This window comes from Hahella sp. NS-SX17 (genome assembly GCF_057367735.1).
The window spans coordinates 3,241,560-3,262,844 of record NZ_CM170632.1 but is presented as its reverse complement, the minus strand read 5'-3'; the positions used below and the strand labels follow the sequence as shown (position 1 = coordinate 3,262,844).

Below are 21,285 nucleotides of genomic sequence, written 5' to 3'. Positions count from 1 at the left end.
GAGTAGAGTCGCCGGCCAACCCAGCGCCGGCGCGCCTCACAATAAAAACTAATACGGAGACCGGTTAATGAGAAAACCACTACTCACCCTGCTAAGCCTTATCGTTTCCTGCAGCGCCCTCGCCGCGGGAAAAACTGTCACCTACAAAGTCGACGGCGACGCCTATGAAGGTTATTACGTCAGCCCCGGCAAAGACGCGCCTCTGGTGCTGCTGGTGCACGATTGGGACGGACTGACCGACTATGAAGTCAAACGCGCGGAAATGTTATCTGAGATGGGCTACGCCGTGTTCGCCGTCGATCTGTTCGGCGCCGGCGTGCGCCCCACCAAAGACGAAGACAAACGCCAGCACACCGGCGAGCTTTATAAAGACCGCGACAAAATGCGCAAACTGTTGCAGGCGTCGTTGGATACGGCCAAGTCAGAAGGCGGAAACGTCAACAACGCCGTCGCCATGGGGTACTGCTTCGGCGGCGCGGCGGTATTGGAGATGGCGCGCTCCGGCGCAGATCTGAAAGGCTTCGCCACCTTCCATGGCGGGCTACAAACGCCGGATGGACAGGACTACAGTAAAACCCAGGGCCAGATCCTGGTCATGCACGGCACCGCTGATTCCGCCATCACCATGGAGCAGTTCGCCGCTTTGGCCAATGAGCTTGAAAAAAGCGGCGTGCGCCACGAAATGATTACTTACAGCGGCGCCCCTCACGCCTTCACCGTATTCGGTTCCGAACGTTACAGAGAGGACGCGGATAAAAAGTCCTGGAGCCGCCTAGGCGAATTTCTGGCTGGCGTCACGCGATAAATACGAGTATTCAGGACATTGTTTATTAGGGAGAGAACTCATGGGATTTGCTTTATCCAACATGCAGCTCAGCAGTTCCGCTTTCAGTAACGACGGCCGCATTCCCGCCAGGTACACTGGCGAAGGCGAGGATGTATCGCCGGACTTATCCTGGTCCGGGGAGCCAGCAGGAACACAGAGCTTCGCCGTTATCTGCCACGACCCGGACGCGCCGTTGATTGGCGCGCAAGGAACCTATGGGTTCGTGCATTGGGCGCTGTATAACATTCCCGCCAGCGTGCGCAGCCTGCCGGAGGGCGTCGACGCCTACGTCAGCGGCAGAACGGACTTTGGTAAAACCGGCTACGGCGGTCCCATGCCGCCGCCGGGGCATGGACCCCATCGCTACTACTTCTGGATTCTGGCGCTTAACGCCCAATTAGATCTGCCTGAAGGGCTCACTCTCTGGCAACTGCTGGAGAAAGTGGAGCCCCATGTCATAGGAATGAACCGACTGGTTGGTCAATTCAGCCGCGATTAACCGTTGTGGCGGCCAGCGAGGATAAATACATCCATCGTCACCGGGCGGGCGCCCACCCCGCCCCAGGCTTCCTTCATTCGGGCGTAACTATCCGCGAAGAAACTATCGCCGCGATCCTCCATACAGCGCCGGGTCGCCGACCAGCTATGCAGGTAGGAGAAAAACTCGTCCAGAGTCCAGGGCATGATCAGTTCAAACCGTGGCGTACGAATGGGTTCAAACGGAAAAGGAACCTCTTTGTATTCATTCCACAACAACAGGTTTTGCGGCGCCCAATAGGGTTCGATCACCTGCAACAGACTCTGCTCCAGAACCCCATCCAGCTCCATACCCAGATGCGGCCAGCTATAACCCCAAGCGGCAAACAACCCACCCGGACGCAACACCCGCTTCACCTCCGGCCAAAACTTCTCGTAATCGAACCAGTGCAAGGCCAGAGCAACGCAGACGGCGTCGAAATAATCATCGGGATAACCGGTTTTTTCACACGGCTGCACGGAGTAGTGAACGCCATGATACGTCGGCGCGTTTTCAATCTGCGCCCCGCTGACGTCACTGGCTTCCACGACGGAAAAATACTCCCGCAAACCAGCCGCCGCCTGCCCGTTGCCACACCCCGCATCCCACACCCGCTCATGCCCGTCGCACGCATCCGCCAGCCACTGATACAACGCCTTGGGATAATGCGGTCGCGCCTTCGCGTAGATCTCCGCCTTATCATCGAACAGCTTCTGAATATCCATATCCCCTCATCCTTAACAGTTTGAAAATCATCAAAGATTCACTAGTGACTATTACTCGTTTGAAGGGAAATCGCAAATGTACGAGGCAGGATAACGGCGAGTGCGCGCTTCAGAGTGAATCGGCCCCGCCTCGCCAGTAGGCGTACATCCGCACGCGGGACACTTCAACATGAACCCAAGCACCCCATGCGTCACCACGCCCGCCCCAAAAGTAACGCCCACTGCAACCAACACTGTTTTCGGCACAGATATCGAAGTAAAGCTTGCGGCTAACATCCACAGCAGAAAAAGCGCCACCGCCGCCCAAGCCAAAGAAGCCGCAGCGGCATTTACACGCAGGCTACCGGATTAAGTCGCCCCCGCCTCTCTACCTGAACTTTACTGCGCAGGGTATAAAATTATGACTAATGTTGATCCAATCGAATAACAGAAGCACTCTTCTAGAAACATTGATAATATCGCAACTTCCCCCAAGTACTCGCTCAACAAGGCGCCTATCATTGGTACATAGGATAAATGACTTTACAAAAGATCTAGACGACAGAGTGTATTATTACAATAGCTCAGCAGTAGGACTATGGGAAAGCGCTTACTGTGACCTTTGGAGGGAAGGCAACGAGCCTGCAAGGAAAAGGTATGCTGATTGAACTTGACCTGACAGTTGCCTTCTGCACAACCAGCATTGTCAGATCAGGTCTCAATTAATAAATACAAGTAATACATCGACTTCTTCTGTATATAAAAAGGTTTATCAAGTTGAATTATCGAGCAGAAATTGATGGTCTGCGAGCACTGGCTGTAGTCCCAGTTATTCTATTCCATGCTGGGTTTGAGCTGTTTAGTGGGGGCTTTGTTGGCGTCGATATGTTTTTCGTTATCAGCGGCTATTTAATTACAACAATCCTTATAGAGGACATAGAGAACAAACATTTTAGCATCGCTAGCTTTTATGAGAGGCGTGCGAGAAGAATTCTACCTGCTCTTTTTTTCGTTATGCTTATCTGCATACCATTTGCCTGGATGTGGATGTCACCAAGTCAAATTAAAGGCTTTTCGCTTAGCCTTATGGCAGTCGTATTATTCGTATCTAACCTCCTGTTTTGGCAAGAGAGCGGCTACTTCGAATCTGTCGCGGAAGAGAAGCCACTGCTTCATACATGGAGCTTAGCTGTTGAAGAACAGTACTATATATTTTTCCCAATTCTCTTATGTTTAGGCTGGCGATTTGGTAAGAACAAAGTGTACTGGACAATCAGTCTTCTTGCAGTTTTCAGCTTGGCATTGTGTGAGTGGGGCTGGCGAAATAGTACAACTGCAAACTTTTATCTTGCACCCACTCGGGCATGGGAGTTACTTGTTGGCTCAATAGTAGCGTTTTTAGTAAAAAAGCACGGAGTCCGAACCAACAACCCACTTTCCCTACTAGGAATTATTGCAATAATATTTACAGTATTCACTTACGATAGCACTATACCTTTCCCAAGCATTTATACATTAGCCCCGGTCACTGGCGTTGCTCTGATAATAGTATTTGCAAACAAAGGCACTATTGTCGCAAGGCTATTAAGTATGAAGATACTCGTTGGGACTGGATTGATTAGCTATTCTGCATATCTATGGCATCAACCCTTATTCGCTTTCGCAAAGATAAGGCTAATAGAGCCATCAATACAGCTGAAGGCGGCGCTAGCAGCTCTTTCAATTTTACTCGCTGTATTTTCATGGCAGTGTATCGAAAAACCATTTAGAGATAGGAAAATTTTGCGAAGAAAGGCTATTTTTTCGTTTTCACTCTTTGGAATGCTAGTCTTTACAAGCATTGGGTTCCTGTTACCTAAAATTGCCGAATCAAAGTTCAATCAACATCAACGTGAAATCATTAGAATTGGTGAAAAGTATCACCATATTCTAAAAACAGAAGCTTACGATAGATTTGGCTGTTTTTTTGATCAAAGCCAAGCTGCTAACCAGCTAATTCGTAAAAACTGTGTGCACATTTCGAATCATGGCCGAATTATTTTATTTGGAGATAGTGAAGCGGCACACTTATTTGATGGCCTCACATCAATTGAGCCTCAATTGACACATAGTGTAATGCAGTTTACAGGAGCATCTTGCAGAGCAATTAATTACGAATCCAACTCATCTCGATGCAAGAGATTTTATCACTTATTCTTCGATAAAATAGCACCCACACTAACATCAAAAGATATTGTTATAGTATCCTCAAATTGGTGGAACACCCATAGAGAAATTGGAGACATTGCATTCAAAAATAGTTTACAAGATACCATTCATCACCTCAGTTCGTCACCTGCCAAAATTTTGATCCTTACCAATGCACCAGATTTTTTAAGTAATCCTTATGAGCAATTGGCAGTTTCAAAAGAAACTATAGCTGGAAATATATATCTCCCATCACAACCCTATATTCAATCAGATGAGATCATTATGAAAACAGCAAACGACTCAGGTGTTAGTGTATTTAATTTATCAAATTTTCTATGCAGAAGCTTTGAGTCTTGCCTTTTTAGAGACTCCACAGACTATTTATATTTTGATAAAGGACACTTTTCTTATCACGGAAGCAATGTGATCGCCACAAAAATCGCCACTTCATTAAGTATTTTCAAGTCAAAAAAGTGAGTAAGCATTAAGTAGAAAAATATAAATTTTATAATAAAATAGGCTACTTACGACCGCCGACCTGATCATATTTTGCACCGTAAAGTACGTCAATCATCTTAAGCCTGTCGCAATCAAAACACTAACTGATGGATTCCGTTACAGCCCGAATTCCCGCTTCCGTATTCGCTGTCACGCCATGGGGTTTATGAGCCGCCGCCAAAAGCTGACTTTCCATACAACCGAGGAGCGGGTGGATTCTGCACAAGTGGTGGCGCTTTTTAATAAACTGGCGGAGAGTAAAGCTCCACTCAAGAGTGCTGTCGTACTCCTGGACAACGCCTCCGCGCACCGACCTGCAGAGTTTCGTCGGAACAGGTGGGGCTGGATGGACAAAGGCGTATGGCCGATCTATTTGTTAACTCTGCACAATTTCAATGGATTGATAGCTTAATTCAGGAAAAAGCGCAGGAGTAGCCCCCCCCGCTCGCACGGGGGATGTTTGTTGCGGATCACAAGCGGTTTATTGAATCAGATACCCACGTTTTCCGGGTATAGGCTGCCCAGGCCTTTTTCCCACTCTTTCTTCTCGTCGACTTTGCGTGGTTCCTGGGCGACGGCGGCTTTTTCGATCAGGCAGCCGTCGATGACCAGGGCGTCCAGGGCGCATTCCATGAAGAAGTCGAGGGCTTCTTTGGGGGTTTCTACGATGGGCATGCCTTTCTTGTTGAACGAGGTGTTGAGCAGCACGGAGACGCCTGTCAGTTCACCAAATTTGTTTAGTAGCCGATAGTAGTTGGGCGACACGGACTCGGTCACCGTCTGCACTCTGGCGGAGCCGTCCGCGTGGACAACGGCGGGGATTTCTTGTTTCCACTCTGGCCGGGTCGGCGCCACCAGAATCATGTAGGGGCTGGAATAGTCGCAGTCAAAATAAACGCCGGCTTTTTCCAGCGGCACGGAGGGTGCGAACGGCCGGAAGTCTTCGCGGAATTTAACGTTGCGGTTGATATGCTCGCGTACGTCCGGGTTACGCGGGTCCGCCAGGATGCTGCGGTGTCCCAGGGCGCGCGGCCCAAATTCGGAGCCCTTTTCAAACCAGGCGACCACTTTGCCTGCGGCCAGCAATTCCGCGGTACGATTGATCGCTTCGTCTTCCGGCAGGCGTCGGTAACTGATTTTTCCGGCGTACGTCTGCATGGCGGGATACAGTTCCTCCGCTTCGTAGGACTTGCCGAAATAAGGCGAGGCGTCGTGTTTGATCCGCTCCTGCCCCAACACTTCCAGCCAGCCGTAGTATGCGCAGCCAATGGCCAGACCGTTATCCGCCGCCGCAGGTTGAAAATAGAAATCCTCGAAGCCGGTTTGCTTCAATAGCTTGGCGTTGGCCACCGCATTGAGCGCCACGCCGCCGGCGTATCCCAGGTTTTTGTGGGGTTGATGTTCGAAGCGATGGTTCACCAGATACAACAACGCGCGCTCAATCTCCCGCTGCATCCAAAAGGCGATATCCGCGTAATAATCGAAATTCTCCGCCAGATCTTCATAACGAACCCGAGGCCGATCGAAGTGCTTCATCCAGTCATAGTTGACGAACACGCGTCCGTTGCGACAGTCGAACGCCTGAAAGTCATAGACGCCCGGGCGTCCATAAGGCGCCAGCCCCATCAGCTTGCCCGGGTCTTCCATGCCCTGAAACACATATTGGCTCACGCCGGAATACAGCCCGCCGATGGAGTGTTTGGTAGTCGGCGGGCACATGGAGTATCCCTTGAGAAAATAGCCGAAAGGAGAGAAGTCTTTGTAAACCGGACGCAACTTCCCTTTCTCATACAGGTAATAACTGTCCTTTTCGAAAAACAGATGATTAAAGTCAGCGCCCGGCTGAGCTTCCGGCACATGGGCGCCTTCCCGATCCAGACAGTCGTCCCAACTGCTGCCGCAGCCGTCAATCACCAGCACCGCCATTTCATCAAAGGGACTGGTTCCCACTACGCTGTAGGCATGCGCCATATGGTGAGAAATGGTGACGGTTTTGACATGCTCCGGAATAATCCTTGTTTGGCCGTGAAAGATCCTGTTGCCGCGATCAAAGTTGCTGAAGTTGGCGTTCTGCACCACCACCGCTACATCGTCAAAGCCGATCCCCTCCGCATCCAGACAATATTGCATCGCCTCGCTGTCGCAAAAACCATCATGCTTGATGCGGGTGATCCGCTCTTTTTCGATGGCTACGCAAACCTCGCCATCTTTCAACAGGCACGCCGAACCGTCATGGGACAACCCGGTTCCCAGTACATAAATGGGTTTAGACATAAGCATTCCTTTATTCGGTTTTTGTCAGTCGTTTGGGTGCGAACAGCAGGTCGTAAAGCAACTTGCCGGTAGGAGGCGTACTGAATAACCGCTGGTTGTAGGCGCGGCCTAACACGCCATGCCAAAAGAAGTCGCGCAGGATGCGGAACCACAGATGACGCCCCGCCAGATTCACGCCGCGCGCCTGTTCGGCGATGGTGAGCGGCGGGCCATACCAGCACGACAGTGAAATCGACGGCCCAGCGGAGGAAAAGTGGTGCCACCAGCCGCGGGGGAAAAACAAAATATCGCCGGGCTGCAGGCATGCGGTCAGAGTCTGCGACTTGGCGAAGCGCGGGTAATGCATCAGGTCGGGACGCTCCGGGTCCACCCGACTCTTGGAGATGCAGTCGCCAAAGGGATATAAATTGCGCGCTTCCTGTGGCGCCAGCAGAATCGCTTTTTTCTCTCCGTAGACCTGCGCGAACAGGTTGTCCATATTGTCGTAATGCAGTCCCGAGCGGGTCTTGGAGCCAATCCAGAGACTGATGAAATTCAGCCCCGGCGGGATGAACTGCTGATAGCGGAAATCCTCCTCCAGGCCAGTGAAGGAATGCACGTCGGTCTGGTCGACATAACAGGCGTCGCCCCCTTCCAATATGTCGATAAACTCGCTCAGGAACATTTCTCTGCGATGGTGTTTTTCCGTGCTGAAATAGGGCGCGCCGTAGGCGGGTAATTGCAAGGATGGACGCACTTTCTGAGAGGCGAAACGTCGTCGAAAATAATCCGGCGACCATTTACCCAGCGCCGGCCACGCCAGCGCCCCTCCGTTCAGAATCACCGGTTTCGATGAGTCCCGACAGAGCGCAGCGAACTTTTCGCTCTCCTCTGCATCCAGACGTTCAATCTCGGACTCTAAGCCGTAACTCGTTTCCTTGTTCATGACAGGCATCTCCTTGGGAAGAGATTTTATTGGAGGCGTGGCGGGAGATATGACCGAGCGAGGTCGGCATCTCAGGTTATCGCCCTGGCGAATCCCCCGCGCCCTAATCCCTAAACCACATCAGCCGGTCTGCGCAGACCGTCTATCACGTTATTGACGGTCATCAGACCCAATTGGGACAAGTACATGGCCAGTCCCAGTTTGTTGCTGGTCAGGCGGGAGAACGGCTTGACCCGCCAGAAGCGATTGACCGAACAAGTATAGAAATCCTTGCCGACGCTGGAGAGTTCGTGCCACCAGTAAACGGGGATGAACAGCACTTCGCCTTTGCGCAGCACCAGTTCGATTTTGTGTTTCATGGCTTCCCGCAGTTTCGGGTAGGCGTCGTAATCCGGCTTCGCCACATAGACCTTGCTGAACCAAGGCGCCGCAGGGCTGCGATATAGTGAGAAGGGGTACAGGTTTTCGCTTTGCTCCGGTGGAAACAGCACCACTTTTTTGGCGCCGTGCAGCATCAGCACTGTGCCCTCCCCGCAATCCCAATGCAGCGGTTCGGTGTGGCCGCCGGGCCCCAGCCAGAGGAACATGTCCGTGGCTTTCTGCATATCGCAGCGTTCGGAAATATTGCCCAGGGCCCCTCGCAACACATTGGCCAGCGGCGTATCGCCAATGGCGACCTGGCCCATGTAATGGTTGTTCTTGCGCGCGTAATCGCTGGTCAGTTGCAATGCGTAATCAGAGAGTTTCATCTCCTGATAATCGCAGTATTTGCTCCACTCCGATTTGGGCTTATTGAAGTGTCCGGGACCATAACAACGCACAGGAAACTTGCGGTCGCCAATTTCGCGACACATAAACTCCAGAGACCAGTTTTTGGCGTCGCTCAAGGCGCCGGTAATGACTAAGGGACGGCTTTTGCGCCGGTATTCAGAGTGAAACAGTTGGGGGGTGATTTGAGAGATATCCAGACGCTCAACGGGACACGCCTCGACGTCAGCAAGTTTTTCCATGTCGCTTATCAACTTTTATCTTGTTGTTATATGAGGTTACCTCCGCACGTTTTTTGGCGCTCTTACGTGCGGTTGCGACAGCCCTTTTTATACTCCCTGATGGGCTGCGTCTTGCCTTGAACAGGCTTCCCGAAGAAATTAATTTCTTCTTGTAAATCAGTCCTTTCTATAAAACTTGGTCCTGACGGGACGCCCCCTGCATGAACAAGGCAGCGGTAAGTATAGTTAAGCGGGGGAAATTCGGTAGCGATATCTCGCAAATTATTTTCCAACACCCGCAAGTGCAGGAAATATTAGAAATATTGACGCAAAGCTCCTAAAATGATTTCGCACACTATGGAAGGGTGAACGATAAACAGGAAAAATGCTGTATTTACAGGGCTTTGTCCGCTCTCTATCTATTCTTCCCTCCACACCCGCCTGACAGAAATACAAAAAGAATCCCTTATCACCCGGACATGGGCGGTCGCTGCGTTATATGGAATTTCTGAACTTTATTAAACGGGAACACGCGGACTTCAATTATTATGCGCTGGCGATGGTGGTGGTCAGCGGTATGCTCAACGGCGTCATCGCTGTCATCGTTATTCACGCTGCGCAACACGCCGCCCCCCATGAACTGAACTTCCGCTACCTGCTGATGTTCGCCGTCGCCCTCGCGGCATTCTGGTTCAGCAAGCGATACACCCTCAATTACAACACCACCCAGGTGGAGCACGTCCTTGAACGTATCCGCACCCGCATCGCCGATAAAATCCGCAAAACGGACCTGCGCGCGTTTGAGAAAGTAGGCCGCGGCCGTATGTATTCAGTGTTGAATACGGAAACCCTGACGCTGTCGCAATATACGCCCTTCATCATCAACGCCATCGGCTCTTTTGTAATGTTGATATTTGCGTTGATGTTCATTGCTTATGTGTCCACCACCGCCCTGCTCCTCACGGTGCTTACTACCGCGCTCTGCCTGTTTTATTTCTTCGCCCGTCAGCGCGTATTGAACCGTAAACTGCATATGGCGTCGGAGAAGCAGAATGAATATTTCGACGCTCTCGGCGAGCTGCTGGACGGTTTCAAAGAGCTGAAGATCAACCCGTCGAAAAGCAACTGCTTCTATCAGGAGCGTTTGCTGCCGCTCTCCAACAGCATGGAGACGCTGAAGATAGAAACCGGCCTGGCGTACAACAACCTCAACGTCTTCACCCAGAGCTTCACCTTTATTCTGATGGCGTCCATCATTTTCCTGATTCCAATGATCAGCGCCTCTTCCACAGAGAGCATTCCCAAGCTGGCCGCCATTATGTTGTTCGTCATCGGCCCTTTGAGCGAAATCGTCGGCGTGGCGCCGCTGATCGCCAAAAGCAATGTCGCCATCGTCAATATTCAGCGTATGGAGACGGAGCTGGATGGTTTACGCAGCATCGAGTCGGATCAGCTGGAGCATTTCTCCGATGCGGAGGCGTTCGCACAGAGTCAGGAAGCGCCGTTCCAGGAAATCCGCTGCGACCACCTCAAGTTCAGCTACAACGAAAACGGACAGCCGGGCCCGGGACAAGCCAAAGGCTTTACCGTCGGACCTATCGATCTGACGATAAAACGCGGCGAAATCATCTTCATGATCGGCGGCAACGGCAGCGGCAAGTCTACCTTTCTCAAGTTGCTGACCGCCCTGTACAAACCCGATTCCGGCGCCATCATGATGGATGGCGATCCTTTACACGCCAACAACATGTTGCAGTACCGCAGTCTGTATTCCGTCATTTTTTCCGACTTTCATTTGTTCAAGCATTTGTATGGCGTGGATGTGAAAGATCGCAGCAAAGTGAAGCGGCTTTTGGAACTGATGAAACTGTCAGAGCGCTGCCAGATCAAGGATAACGAAATCAGCGACATCAAGCTCTCCACCGGCCAGAAAAAGCGTATGGCGCTGATTGTGTCATTGCTGGAAGACAAACAGATTTATGTTTTCGACGAATGGGCGGCGGACCAGGACCCGGATTTCCGTCGCTATTTCTATGAAACCATTCTTCCTGAAATGAAGGCGCAGGGTAAAACCATTATCGCGGCCACCCACGACGATCATTATTTCGATATCGCTGACCGGGTGATCAAACTCGACGCAGGCAAAATAATCACAAATCCTAGTCTGCACATCTAACTCTCCAGCGTCAGGAGAGAGCGGACGTTTGGTTCAAGAAGGGACTTTTGGGTATGAATGCGACGGCATCCATGAGAAGTAAGGGAAATAAACGCTGGAGAGAGAGATTTATGGCGCGCTGGCGGCCATTCTGGCGGCGCGCCAAGGTTCCCCTCATTGTGTTGTTTTTTATCCTCCTGTTTCTTGTCGCCTATTTATTTCACCGCATCTTTATCAATATTTATCCCGGTGAAGCCGGCGTGCTCTGGAAACGTTTCGACGACGGCGTGGAGCAACGCGTCTATGGCGGCGGCCTGCATATCGTCAACCCGTTCAACATTATGTATAAATACGAAGTGCGGGTGCAGCAACGGGAAACCATCTTCACCGTCCTCAGCAAAAACGGTCTGTTGATCCGCGTACGCGCCTCCGTGCGCTTCTCACCCAATCGCAAAACCTTGTACCTGCTGCATGAATATGTGGGGCCGGAGTACATCGACCGGGTGGTCATACCGGAAACCCAGGCGATTATCCGTCGGGTGCTGGGCGAGTATGAACCGGACGATATCTACGCCACTCAGGGCAACATCATCCAGAACATCGTGCTGATGGCGCTGACCGAATTGCAGCAACGGCATATCGTGCTGGACGACCTGCTGATCAAGGAAATTCACCTGCCTGATACCGTAGCGTCCGCCATTGAAACCAAACTGGAAGAAGAACAAAAAGCGCTGGCGTATACCTATATTCTGGAGCGCGAGCAGCTGGAGATTCAGCGTAAACAATATGAGTCGCAAGGGATTCAGCAATTCCAGAAAAACGTCAACGAAGGCCTGACGCAGGAATATCTGCGTTATCAAGGCATTCGCGCCACTTTGGAGCTGGCCAAGTCCAACAACGCCAAACTGGTGGTAATAGGCGGCAGCGGCACCGACGGTCTGCCATTGATTTTAAACACCGGCGGCGAAACTTCCACGGCTGCGGCGACGAGCGCCCCCGTGGGTATTTCGGATCTGTCGTCCGTATTCGCCTCCAGTCTGAAGTCCGCTGGAGCTGGCGTCGATCAGTCACACGCCGTCTCGCCCGCCACCACACAGACGCCAAAAGCCAGAACCAGCGATCCTTCTGCGCCTACAAACGCAATTACTCCCGCCACGTCTTCCGCCAAGCCCAGTACGAAGATTCTCGCGGAAGGTATTGAGCCGCGTCAGGAGGCGCCCGGGGTGACCATCGACTGACGGTCGCCTCAGAATTTCCAGAGCTGATGCTGACTGCGCTCGGTTTTGTAGTAGTTCTGTTTGCGTAGATGCTCGAAGTAAAAGCGCATGACGTCACGCCATACCGTATCGTAGATTTTCTCGTCATCCCCCAGATACTGCCGGATAAACACCGGCCCGCTGGCGGTGGGCAGGAAGTACGCAGGACCATTGACGATTTCGGTCTTCACATAAGGCTCCGCCTGCTGATTGACCGTAGCGAAATAGGAGTGGTTGGTGACGTCCGCCGACATAAATGGATCAAGCAGACAGTTGATGTACTTCAACGCCAGCTCCTGCTTGGTGGAGCTTTTAGGGATCGCCAGCGCGTCGAAATACACCAGAGCGCCTTCATCCGGCAAAGAAAAGCGCACAATCTTCGCCGCCAGGCTGTTAATGCCGCTCGCGTCAGCGTCTTCATTCAGGGCTTCCGCGATTTCGCCGCTCCAGGCCATGGTCAACAGCAAGTCCTGGCTTGCCAGCATGTCCCCTATCCCGGAATTCATCATGCGAATGTCGTACTTGGCGATGGCCTGTTTCAGATACTCTCCCGCCTGCGTCACATCATCCTGGTCACGCGAGTTGGGCGACTTGCCCATGGCCAGCAGCGCAATGCCGAGACTTATGCGGGCGTCTGGGGAAATCGAAATCAACCCTTTCAATGAAGTGTTTGATTTCGGCTCAAACAGCATCTTCCAGTTAAAGACGATATTGCCGATTTCCCAATAGTTGTAGCCAATGCCCAGACTGCCATAAATATAGGGGACGGAGTAATCGAACAGGCTTCTGGCGAAATCCTGTCGTCGCAGGTTCATTGCAATATTGCGGTAGTTGGGAATCTTGTCGTAGTTGATTTTCTCGATCAGCCCTTTTTCCGCCAGACTCAGCACCATATAGTCGGTGGGCATGATGATATCGAAGGGAATTTCCGGATCGCTGGGAGTCTTGTCGTCATTGCCGTGGAGATTCAGGCTTTTCTTGAACTCCGCATCGGAGTCAAACGTGCTGACCTCGATATTGATATTCAGATCCTGCTGAATTTTCTTATGCACGCTGTCTGGAATATAGCCTTTCCATAGCAGCACTCTCAGGGTTTCCCTGTACTTCATTTTGGTGCCGCCCAGTGCGAGCGTCTCTTTAGCATCGACGTTGCGTTCGATTTCCTGCCAGAAAACGCCAACCAGTAAGGCCATGACTGCAGTAAAGAGAACTAAGAAAAAAAGCGTTCCATGTTTTTTCATATTTCCTGTCCGGGATATCCTTTTTTGTCCGCCATAATGGCGCGGATGACGAGAAAATTATAGCGGATTTTATGCTCCCCCTGCCTTTCGTTCTGGAACTATTAATCAGGCGGGCAATAGCTTCCTTCTATTTGTCAGAAATGACGAAGCCAGCCGAACCCCGACCGGGGCTGCGGCTACACAAAGACGGCAGACGGTTCATTACATGCGAAGTGGTATGACTTTAACGCTTAGAGGGTGTCCGGGCCGTGCTTTCGTTTTTGCAGCCGGCCAGGAGTTTGAAGTACTGGGCTCTTGATCTGGATAATTTCAGAAGTCATCTCAGGCGTCATTCCTGAAACGACAGACTCCGCGCATCCGCACGGAGTCGCCGCAGCGAGTATCAGTTCTGCTCAGCCTTCTCCAGCTGTTCCAGATAAAAATCATGCAAGACTTTGTCTGATCCCGGCCGGGTGTATGGCTCCAGACCATAACGACTGAGTATGTAACGATACTCATCGGACTTTAAGAAAGCCTGGATCGCGCTGTTGAGCAGCTCGCGATCTTGAGCGGTGGTGGATTTTTTACTGAGCAGAAAGTGCACGAAATCCTGATTCAGAAGATGGTCGTGTATCGCCACCTTGTCAGCAATCCCCAGGGTTTTCGCCATCACGCTCAAGCTGACCCTGTCTCCCGCAATGGCGTCCAGCCGATTCAGCGCCAACAGGTCCAGCAATCGCTCATTGTCTTTCATCAGAATCAGGCGGTTGCTCTTCGCCAGCGACGCATGGTCAAGTTGTTCGTACTCTGCGCCATAATAGGCCCCGATCACCGCGCCGAAGATCAACTGATAGTTATTCAGAAGCTCATTTAACGTGGAGGCGGGGTAATAGTTCTGCTGTTCCTTGCGGATGAATATCACCATGGTTTCATCCCGATAACTCACAGTGAAGCGTCCATACACTTCCCTTTCCGGCGTAATGGAGGCGCCCGCCACCATATCCACGCGTCCCTTTTCCAGTTCCAGCAGCGCCCGTTTTGAGGGAATGCGCACGAATGAATACTCACAGCCGGCAAGATCGAGTATGGCTTTGACCAGTTCATAGTCCAAACCGGCAAGTTCTCCGTTTTCCTTCACGTACATATAAGGCTTCCAGTTCGCCTGATTGACGACGAGCGACTTGGAGCAAGCGGAATAAGCAGGCGCAGCCATAAACAACAGGCTAAACATAAGCGCCACGATGAGCTTGGAAACTTTCACAGGGGACATTGTTGAAGCTCCGACATAGCCATAGAGAGAAGATGGGCTGGATTGCAGGAGAGACGTTCCTCTCATAACGCCGGTCCTGCCGTTAATTATAAGACACAAGTACAAAAATTAACCGGCATTCTTGTTTCCCTTTGTGTGTTTTCTCTATTGTTGACAAAACAATCGAATTGTTATGTTATAACATTTTACAATTAGTATCGATAACCGTCTTAGGAGCAACACCATGCGAAAACTGCCTGTGACCGTGCTGTCAGGATTTCTAGGCGCAGGAAAAACCACCCTGCTCAACCATATTCTGCAGAATCGGGACGGCCTTAAAGTGGCGGTCATCGTCAATGACATGAGCGAAGTCAATATTGATGCGGACCAGATCAATCGCGAGGTGAACCTGAATCGCGCGGAAGAACGGCTGGTGGAAATGAGCAATGGCTGTATCTGCTGCACCTTGCGTGAAGATTTATTGCAGGAGGTTTCCCGCCTGGCACGGGAGAACCGTTTTGATTATCTGGTCATCGAGTCCACCGGCATATCCGAGCCCCTCCCGGTCGCCGAGACATTTACGTTCCGCGATGAGCAAGGCGTGAGTCTGGCCGATATCGCCCGACTGGATACGCTGGTCACAGTGGTGGACGCAGTCAATTTCATGCGTGACTACGAAACCGCGGCGGCGCTGCAGGAAGTCGGCGAGTCGCTGGGCGCCGAGGACGAGCGCAATGTCGCTGAACTGCTGGTGGAGCAAATAGAATTCAGCGATGTGCTGGTAGTGAGCAAGATCGATTTGATCAGTCAGGCGGAACGAGAAGAGCTTTTTTCCGTGCTGGGCAAACTCAACCCGGACGCGGAAATCGTCCCCGCCTTGATGGGACAGGCTCCGCTGTCTAAAGTTTTAAATACTGGCAAGTTTGATTTTGAAAAAGCCGCTCGCGCGCCGGGCTGGTTGCAGGAGCTACGGGGCGAGCACACGCCGGAAACGGAAGAGTACGGCATCGGCAGCATCAGTTACCGGGCGCGCCGCCCTTTCCACCCTGAGCGCTTCCATCAATTTCTGGAACGGGACTGGGACAATGGCCGTCTACTGCGTTCCAAAGGCTATTTCTGGCTAGCAAGCCGTCCTTATGAAGCGGGCGGCTGGTCTCAAGCGGGCGGCGTTATGCGCTACAGTTACGCCGGACTGTTCTGGGCGGGGGCGCCCCGGGAATACTGGCCACAGGATGCTGAATCCTTGAGCCAGATCCGCGACAACTGGCTAGAGCCTTATGGGGATCGTCGCCAGGAGCTGGTGTTTATCGGCCAGGGAATCGATTGGGACAAGCTGCGAAGCGATCTCGACGCCTGTTTGCTGACGGATGCAGAGCTGACAATGGGGGAAAAAGTCTGGGTGACCTACCCTGACCCGCTTCCGGTCTGGCGAACTTTTCATGAGGAGGAGAGGGAGTTGGCGTAGGCGCCAGATCAGCCTGTAGAAGGCGATTGTGACTGCGCCTGACCGGCAGGACGCCTTGAAGCCCCGCGCGCCCATCCGCGCGGGGCTTTTTTTTCAGAAGCTGACTTTACGTCTGGTTATCAAGCGCCGACGGCGATAAAGGCTTTCACCACCGAGTCGATATCGCTCTCTCTCAAACCCGCCACATTCAAGCGGCCGCCGCCGACCAGATAAACGCCATGCTCCTGGCGCAGCGTAGCGATTTTCTCATCGCTGAGACTGGTGACGGAGAACATCCCTTTGTGACGTTTGAAATAGTCAAAACGATCGCTGCCGGTCGCAGCCTGGAACGCGGTGGCCAACTGCTCGCGCAAACGCTTGATGCGGGCGTTCATGTCCTGCAATTCAGTTAGCCAGACTTCCTTCAACTGCGGATTGTTCAAAATCATGGCGACAATCGCCGCACCGTGATCCGGCGGCATAGTGTAAGTGGAGCGCGCCATCTCCAGAATACGTCCTCGCGCCTTCATGGTCTCTTCCATGGTTTTACCAATAACGATGGCGGCGCCGGTGCGCTCACGATAGAGACCGAAATTTTTTGAGCAGGAAGTGGCGATGATCATCTCTTCCACCGTGTCGGCCAGGAAACGCAATCCCGCAGCGTCTTCCATCAGGCCATCGCCGAAGCCCTGATAAGCGATATCGACAAATGGCAAAAAGCCGTTGGCGTTGGCCAGCTCAGCAATGCGCTTCCAGGCGTCCAGTGAAATATCCGCGCCGGTGGGATTGTGGCAGCAGCCGTGCAGCAACAACACATCGCTCTCCCCCAGTTGCTCAATTTGAGCCAGCATGGCGGCTTCATCCACCGCCTTGGTAGCGGCGATAAAATAGGGGTACTCTTTGACAGTCAGACCCGCCGCTTCCATCACCGGGCGGTGATTCACGTAACTGGGCGAGCTGATCCAGACGGTGGCGTCCGGGCGGGCTTGTTTCAGCAAGTCCGCCAGCATACGCAACGCGCCGCTGGCGCCCGGAGTCTGTACGCCCGCAGCCCGGCTGTGCAGTTTGGTCCCCTGCAACAGCAAATCGACCATCGCCTTATTAAAAACTTCATCCCCCGCCAGCCCCACGTAGCTTTTGGATTGCTGAGTGTTCGCCAGCACCAGTTGCGCCTCGCGTACTGCGGCCATGATCGGCGTTTGCCCCTCGCTGTTGCGGTATACGCCAATACCCAGATCGATCTTGTTGGGCCGGGGGTCTTCCTTAAATGCAACGCTGATGGACAGGATCGGGTCCTGCTTGGGGGCGCTTAAACGCTCGAACATGTTTTTGACTCCATCTGATAGAGTGATTGACGTTGGAAATCCAGTGATTCTCGGCGGCGCCGCTTAGCCTGTTCAGGCCTTCTCCCGGTTCAGTAGACCGCTGGCGCAAATGACGCCTGAGGTTACCAAGCCCAGCCCCAACAGGGAAGCGAATTCGACGCTTTCCTGTATCATAACCGCCGCCAGCAACGTGGCGCAAACAGGGGTCATAGAGCCAATGGCGGAAGTAATTTCGGCGCCCAGTCGCGAGATCGCAAAGCTATACAGAAAGCCCGCCCCCAGCCCTACTCCAATACCTTGCACCAGCATCTGTGCAGTCAGCTCCATCACAGGCAGGCTGCTCCATGCCAGCTCCGGTTGACGCCATAGCGCCCAGATCAAGAGCAGCGCCGCATTGGGCGTCGTCACCACCGCCGCCGCTTCTAAGGGTTTCAAGCCGCTTTGGCGCACGGAAATCGTAAACACCGCCCACATGGCGCTACAGAAAAGAAACAGAACGTGCCCGCGCCACAGATCGCCGGAGAGATTGGATAAAGATGAATAGAGAAAACAGGAAGCGCCCACAGCCACCGCCAGCAAACCATACCGACGCCAGGCAGACAGGGGTTCCTTGAAGATCAGCACCGCCATACCTGTGACGAATAATGGCGCAGCGCCGGGGATCAGAGTGCTGCCATCCGCCACCGGAGCCCAGCCCATAGCCGCCGCGCTCAACAGAAAGAAGGGCAGCCCCGCTCCCAGCGTCACGCCGAGTAAATAAAGCTTGGGCGCCGCCCAAATACGATGCCTTTGTTTGATCAGTAAAGGCGCCAGGATAAGGCCCGGGATGCAGAAGCGAAATAAGGCGAGATCGAAAATACCCAGGGGCGACAATGCGCCGAACTTGAGGGACAGAAAGTAGCTGGACCAGATCAACACGGTGAGACAAGCGGCTCCGTAGCCCAGCAACTTTTGTTTTGAGTCAGACAGGATCGGATTGACTCGGGTCAGGGACGCCTCAGAGTGAGCGTTAATGGACGCACTGGCGGACATAAGGATGCCTCGTTAGTTATTTTGTCCATTATCATTGAAATCAAGAGGCGAAAACGGGCAAATTTGACGAATAAATAGAGCATAATTAGCTCATTAAACCAATAAAAGCGCTATTCATAACGTTTGGAGCCAATCGCATGCAGAAAACAAATCTTGACCGGATAGACCGACAACTATTGGACCTGTTGCAGCAGGACGCCCGGCTCACCACGTCGCAACTGGCGGATAAAGTCGGCCTTTCCGCCTCGCCTTGCGCCCGACGCGTCAGACACCTGGAAGAATGCGGGTTAATTCAGACCTATCGGGCGCAGCTGGATAGAACCAAGCTGGGTTTGGGCGTCACTATTTTCGTACACGTCCGTTTAAGCCGGCACACGGAATCCGTAGTCGCCGACTTCGAGGAAAAAGTGCGCGGCATGGACGAGGTGGTGAATTGTCATACTGTGTCCGGCCCTTTCGATTACTTGCTGCAAGTGGTCAGTGCGGATCTGCCAGACTACGAGCGATGGGTGCGACGCCTGCAAAGCCTGCCCGCCGTTAATAACATCGACAGCAGCTTCGCTATCCGCTCCGTGAAAGAGCACGGCCCTTTACCCATCTATTGAGCAGATGGAGACACCGTTACTCGACTTGTATTTGGGAAATTTTTGGGAGGTGACGGTGAAGCGTCAAAACCTGTTATACAACTTTAAAAGACATATTTATCTTTATGTTATACATAGTTTTTATAGAGAAATAACGGTCTATTACAAACGAGATACCACCTACTCCTTAGGCCATCCAGGGGATTGGAGCAGCCATCATCTTTTTACACTCTTGTTGTTCCGCCGCAGTGCGCCATGATTATCACTGATGGGAACGCCCATCCGCACTGATGCAGTAACCGCCCGGATATAAGAACAGCAGGAAGGAACTGAACATGAACACCCCTACCGTCCCCTCGATTCCGACGCCGCCCTGCGCCGTCGTCCGCAGGCCGTTGCGCACATCCGCGCTGGCGACAGCCCTTGCTTTAACGTCTTTCGCCAGCGTCGCCCAGGCCTCCGTTACGGTATCCGCCGACGGTCCCGGCGACACCTACGAACTCTTCTCCGAGCTACTCGGCGCTGATCCTGAGACCCCAGACTGCGGCCATTCCGGCAGACATATCACCGAAGAATGGAATGCTGAGCTGAACGCCTATGTGTTCGCTTTTCTTACTCATGTGGACGAGGATGACGACCGCTGCATCAACAGCGACCGCCAACGCACAGAAGTGAAAACCGCCTCATCGTCTCCAGACAACCTTAAAGGAACTCAAGGAGAAACACATACTTACAGGTGGAAGTTCAAGCTGGACGCAGATTTTAAACCCTCCAACAGTTTCACGCACATACACCAAATAAAAGGGGATGGCGGCGGCATGCCGCTGATGACATTAACGCCCCGCGCCGGCAGCCCCAATAAAATGGAACTCATTCATAACTCAGACAGCGTCAATCTCGGCAAAGTCGAAATCGTGGACCTGGAGCCCTTTATGGGCGAGTGGGTGGAGGTCGTCGAAACCTCCCGGTTTGATGACCACGGGACCTACAGCATCCGTATCAAGCGCCTGCGCGATGACCTGGAATTAATGTCCTGGAGTTCCAATGACATTGATATGTGGCTCAACGACAAGCCTTTCGTCCGCCCCAAGTGGGGCATCTATCGCGGTCTTAACAACAAGTCCTCACTACGGGACGAAAAAGTGCTGTTTAACGATTTCTGCATCGCCGAGGGCGATGACCAATGCCCCGGGGATGGACCCGGCGACGGCGACGGCGACATCACCGTCATAGAAGCGGAAACCGCCGATTTACAAGGCCAGACCAGAGTCCTGTCGAAACCCTTTATGTCTGGCGGAGAAGGCCTGGGCTACATCGGTAACGGCGACAATTGGGCGGAGTTCAAGGTCAACGCCAAAAGCGCCGACTATTATCCCATGACGCTGCACTTCACTTCAGGCCAAACCCGCACCCTGTACTGGAGCGTCAATGGCGCAGGAGAGGATTCCGCCGCGCTGAACTCCGGCGGCTGGAGTCAGGTTAAAGCCCACGAAGACAGCCTGTTCCTCAACGCGGGAGACAATGTCGTACGTTTCTACAACGCCAGCGCCTGGGCGCCGGACCTGGACAAAATAGACTTCGGCGCGCCCGCAGGGGGCGAACCGCCCACTGATGGCGGCTCAACAACTGTGATCAACCTCGCCCAAGGCAAACCGGTTTCCTGCACAGATGAAGAGGACGGCAACGGCTGTAGCCGCGCCGTGGACGGCGATGTGGAAACACGTTGGTCAGCGAAGTATTTCCCCAAGACGCTGACCGTGGACCTCGGCTCTAACGCCCAGATTAGCGCCATAGAGTTGGTCGCTTACAAAGATCGCGCTTATCACTATGTCGTAGAAGTCAGCAACGCCGCGACGGGCCCCTGGACGCAAATCGTAGATCGCATCGATAACGCGACACCGGGAACCATCGATGCGCCCACTCGCGATGACGTCGACGCAGAGGGGCGCTACGTGCGCATCCGCGTCAACGACGCTAATGTCTATGACGGCGATTGGGCCAGCTTGCTGGAGTTCCGCGTCTTGGGCGCCCACTCTATTAATCAGGCGGACAAATAGCTTCCTCTTATCTATTTGTCTGTAACGACAGGGCCTGCGC

At 52.8% G+C, this 21,285-nt stretch carries 18 protein-coding genes; 10 read left to right on the top strand and 8 right to left on the bottom strand.

The window, feature by feature from the left end:
* The first annotated feature begins 67 nt into the window (after nt 1–67).
* Entirely contained in the window at nt 68–805 is a 738-nt protein-coding gene (locus tag AC2IBB_RS14595; protein ID WP_486333564.1) for a dienelactone hydrolase family protein, read from the top strand.
* Nucleotides 806–845: 40 nt separating this feature from the next.
* Nucleotides 846–1,325 (top strand): YbhB/YbcL family Raf kinase inhibitor-like protein, encoded by a 480-nt coding sequence (locus AC2IBB_RS14590; RefSeq protein WP_486333563.1) that lies wholly within the window; start codon nt 846–848, stop codon nt 1,323–1,325.
* Here the strand turns inward: AC2IBB_RS14590 and AC2IBB_RS14585 are convergent.
* Nucleotides 1,322–2,068 (bottom strand): class I SAM-dependent methyltransferase, encoded by a 747-nt coding sequence (locus tag AC2IBB_RS14585; protein WP_486333562.1) that lies wholly within the window; start codon nt 2,066–2,068, stop codon nt 1,322–1,324. The two genes, AC2IBB_RS14590 and AC2IBB_RS14585, sit on opposite strands and share 4 nt — an antisense overlap.
* Before the next feature lie 169 nt (nt 2,069–2,237).
* On the opposite strand from AC2IBB_RS14585, the gene AC2IBB_RS14580 reads away from it, so the two are divergent.
* The 3 genes from AC2IBB_RS14580 (at nt 2,238) to AC2IBB_RS14570 (ending at nt 5,147) form a co-directional block, all read left to right on the top strand.
* Nucleotides 2,238–2,420: a hypothetical protein gene (locus AC2IBB_RS14580; protein WP_486333561.1), complete on the top strand. Its 183-nt coding sequence runs from the start codon at nt 2,238–2,240 to the stop codon at nt 2,418–2,420.
* A gap of 404 nt (nt 2,421–2,824) precedes the next feature.
* Nucleotides 2,825–4,714: an acyltransferase family protein gene (locus tag AC2IBB_RS14575; RefSeq protein WP_486333560.1), complete on the top strand. Its 1,890-nt coding sequence runs from the start codon at nt 2,825–2,827 to the stop codon at nt 4,712–4,714.
* A 187-nt stretch (nt 4,715–4,901) separates the two neighbouring features.
* Complete coding sequence (locus AC2IBB_RS14570; protein ID WP_486333559.1) at nt 4,902–5,147, top strand: transposase; 246 nt, start codon at nt 4,902–4,904, stop codon at nt 5,145–5,147.
* Between the two features lie 77 nt (nt 5,148–5,224).
* Here the strand turns inward: AC2IBB_RS14570 and AC2IBB_RS14565 are convergent, their stop codons facing one another.
* The 3 genes from AC2IBB_RS14565 to AC2IBB_RS14555 form a co-directional block, all read right to left on the bottom strand.
* A complete protein-coding gene (locus tag AC2IBB_RS14565) occupies nt 5,225–7,009 on the bottom strand; it encodes a carbamoyltransferase family protein (RefSeq protein ID WP_486333558.1) in 1,785 nt (594 codons plus the stop codon).
* 10 nt (nt 7,010–7,019) lie between these two features.
* Nucleotides 7,020–7,934, bottom strand: coding sequence for a cupin-like domain-containing protein (locus AC2IBB_RS14560; RefSeq protein WP_486333557.1), 915 nt, complete (start codon nt 7,932–7,934; stop codon nt 7,020–7,022).
* Nucleotides 7,935–8,044: 110 nt separating this feature from the next.
* A complete protein-coding gene (locus AC2IBB_RS14555; protein ID WP_486333556.1) occupies nt 8,045–8,944 on the bottom strand; it encodes a cupin-like domain-containing protein in 900 nt (299 codons plus the stop codon).
* A 478-nt stretch (nt 8,945–9,422) separates the two neighbouring features.
* Here AC2IBB_RS14555 and AC2IBB_RS14550 point away from each other — a divergent pair, with 478 nt between their 5' ends.
* Together AC2IBB_RS14550 and AC2IBB_RS14545 are read left to right on the top strand one after the other, a co-directional pair.
* On the top strand, nt 9,423–11,099 hold the full coding sequence (locus AC2IBB_RS14550) for a cyclic peptide export ABC transporter (protein ID WP_486333555.1): 1,677 nt from the start codon (nt 9,423–9,425) through the stop codon (nt 11,097–11,099).
* A 110-nt stretch (nt 11,100–11,209) separates the two neighbouring features.
* Entirely contained in the window at nt 11,210–12,316 is a 1,107-nt protein-coding gene (locus AC2IBB_RS14545; RefSeq protein ID WP_486333554.1) for a prohibitin family protein, read from the top strand.
* An 8-nt stretch (nt 12,317–12,324) separates the two neighbouring features.
* Here the strand turns inward: AC2IBB_RS14545 and AC2IBB_RS14540 are convergent, their stop codons facing one another.
* Together AC2IBB_RS14540 and AC2IBB_RS14535 are read right to left on the bottom strand one after the other, a co-directional pair.
* Complete coding sequence (locus AC2IBB_RS14540) at nt 12,325–13,575, bottom strand: polyamine ABC transporter substrate-binding protein (RefSeq protein WP_486333553.1); 1,251 nt, start codon at nt 13,573–13,575, stop codon at nt 12,325–12,327.
* Between the two features lie 382 nt (nt 13,576–13,957).
* Complete coding sequence (locus AC2IBB_RS14535) at nt 13,958–14,824, bottom strand: substrate-binding periplasmic protein (protein WP_486333552.1); 867 nt, start codon at nt 14,822–14,824, stop codon at nt 13,958–13,960.
* Nucleotides 14,825–15,047: 223 nt separating this feature from the next.
* Here AC2IBB_RS14535 and zigA point away from each other — a divergent pair, with 223 nt between their 5' ends.
* Nucleotides 15,048–16,268: a zinc metallochaperone GTPase ZigA gene (gene zigA / locus AC2IBB_RS14530; RefSeq protein WP_486333551.1), complete on the top strand. Its 1,221-nt coding sequence runs from the start codon at nt 15,048–15,050 to the stop codon at nt 16,266–16,268.
* Nucleotides 16,269–16,387: 119 nt separating this feature from the next.
* On the opposite strand, the gene AC2IBB_RS14525 is transcribed toward zigA, so the two are convergent.
* Both AC2IBB_RS14525 and AC2IBB_RS14520 read right to left on the bottom strand, forming a co-directional pair.
* The gene (locus AC2IBB_RS14525; RefSeq protein WP_486333550.1) at nt 16,388–17,572 is read right to left on the bottom strand and encodes an amino acid aminotransferase; all 1,185 of its coding nucleotides are present in this window, start codon (nt 17,570–17,572) and stop codon (nt 16,388–16,390) included.
* A 72-nt stretch (nt 17,573–17,644) separates the two neighbouring features.
* A complete protein-coding gene (locus AC2IBB_RS14520; protein ID WP_486333549.1) occupies nt 17,645–18,604 on the bottom strand; it encodes a DMT family transporter in 960 nt (319 codons plus the stop codon).
* A gap of 137 nt (nt 18,605–18,741) precedes the next feature.
* On the opposite strand from AC2IBB_RS14520, the gene AC2IBB_RS14515 reads away from it, so the two are divergent.
* Both AC2IBB_RS14515 and AC2IBB_RS14510 read left to right on the top strand, forming a co-directional pair.
* On the top strand, nt 18,742–19,209 hold the full coding sequence (locus tag AC2IBB_RS14515; protein WP_486333548.1) for an Lrp/AsnC family transcriptional regulator: 468 nt from the start codon (nt 18,742–18,744) through the stop codon (nt 19,207–19,209).
* A gap of 314 nt (nt 19,210–19,523) precedes the next feature.
* A complete protein-coding gene (locus AC2IBB_RS14510; RefSeq protein WP_486333547.1) occupies nt 19,524–21,245 on the top strand; it encodes a discoidin domain-containing protein in 1,722 nt (573 codons plus the stop codon).
* Nucleotides 21,246–21,285: the final 40 nt, after the last annotated feature.

Bases quoted from the DNA above. Each gene is read 5' to 3' on its own strand.
- AC2IBB_RS14570 (WP_486333559.1), top strand. From the start codon at position 4,902: ATGAGCCGCCGCCAAAAGCTGACTTTCCATACAACCGAGGAGCGGGTG.
- AC2IBB_RS14585 (WP_486333562.1), bottom strand. From the start codon at position 2,068: ATGGATATTCAGAAGCTGTTCGATGATAAGGCGGAGATCTACGCGAAG.
- AC2IBB_RS14510 (WP_486333547.1), top strand. From the start codon at position 19,524: ATGAACACCCCTACCGTCCCCTCGATTCCGACGCCGCCCTGCGCCGTC.
- AC2IBB_RS14525 (WP_486333550.1), bottom strand. From the start codon at position 17,572: ATGTTCGAGCGTTTAAGCGCCCCCAAGCAGGACCCGATCCTGTCCATC.
- AC2IBB_RS14520 (WP_486333549.1), bottom strand. From the start codon at position 18,604: ATGTCCGCCAGTGCGTCCATTAACGCTCACTCTGAGGCGTCCCTGACC.
- AC2IBB_RS14545 (WP_486333554.1), top strand. From the start codon at position 11,210: ATGGCGCGCTGGCGGCCATTCTGGCGGCGCGCCAAGGTTCCCCTCATT.
- AC2IBB_RS14565 (WP_486333558.1), bottom strand. From the start codon at position 7,009: ATGTCTAAACCCATTTATGTACTGGGAACCGGGTTGTCCCATGACGGT.
- AC2IBB_RS14515 (WP_486333548.1), top strand. From the start codon at position 18,742: ATGCAGAAAACAAATCTTGACCGGATAGACCGACAACTATTGGACCTG.
- AC2IBB_RS14540 (WP_486333553.1), bottom strand. From the start codon at position 13,575: ATGAAAAAACATGGAACGCTTTTTTTCTTAGTTCTCTTTACTGCAGTC.
- AC2IBB_RS14580 (WP_486333561.1), top strand. From the start codon at position 2,238: ATGAACCCAAGCACCCCATGCGTCACCACGCCCGCCCCAAAAGTAACG.
- AC2IBB_RS14535 (WP_486333552.1), bottom strand. From the start codon at position 14,824: ATGTCCCCTGTGAAAGTTTCCAAGCTCATCGTGGCGCTTATGTTTAGC.
- AC2IBB_RS14560 (WP_486333557.1), bottom strand. From the start codon at position 7,934: ATGAACAAGGAAACGAGTTACGGCTTAGAGTCCGAGATTGAACGTCTG.
- zigA (WP_486333551.1), top strand. From the start codon at position 15,048: ATGCGAAAACTGCCTGTGACCGTGCTGTCAGGATTTCTAGGCGCAGGA.
- AC2IBB_RS14550 (WP_486333555.1), top strand. From the start codon at position 9,423: ATGGAATTTCTGAACTTTATTAAACGGGAACACGCGGACTTCAATTAT.
- AC2IBB_RS14555 (WP_486333556.1), bottom strand. From the start codon at position 8,944: ATGGAAAAACTTGCTGACGTCGAGGCGTGTCCCGTTGAGCGTCTGGAT.
- AC2IBB_RS14595 (WP_486333564.1), top strand. From the start codon at position 68: ATGAGAAAACCACTACTCACCCTGCTAAGCCTTATCGTTTCCTGCAGC.
- AC2IBB_RS14590 (WP_486333563.1), top strand. From the start codon at position 846: ATGGGATTTGCTTTATCCAACATGCAGCTCAGCAGTTCCGCTTTCAGT.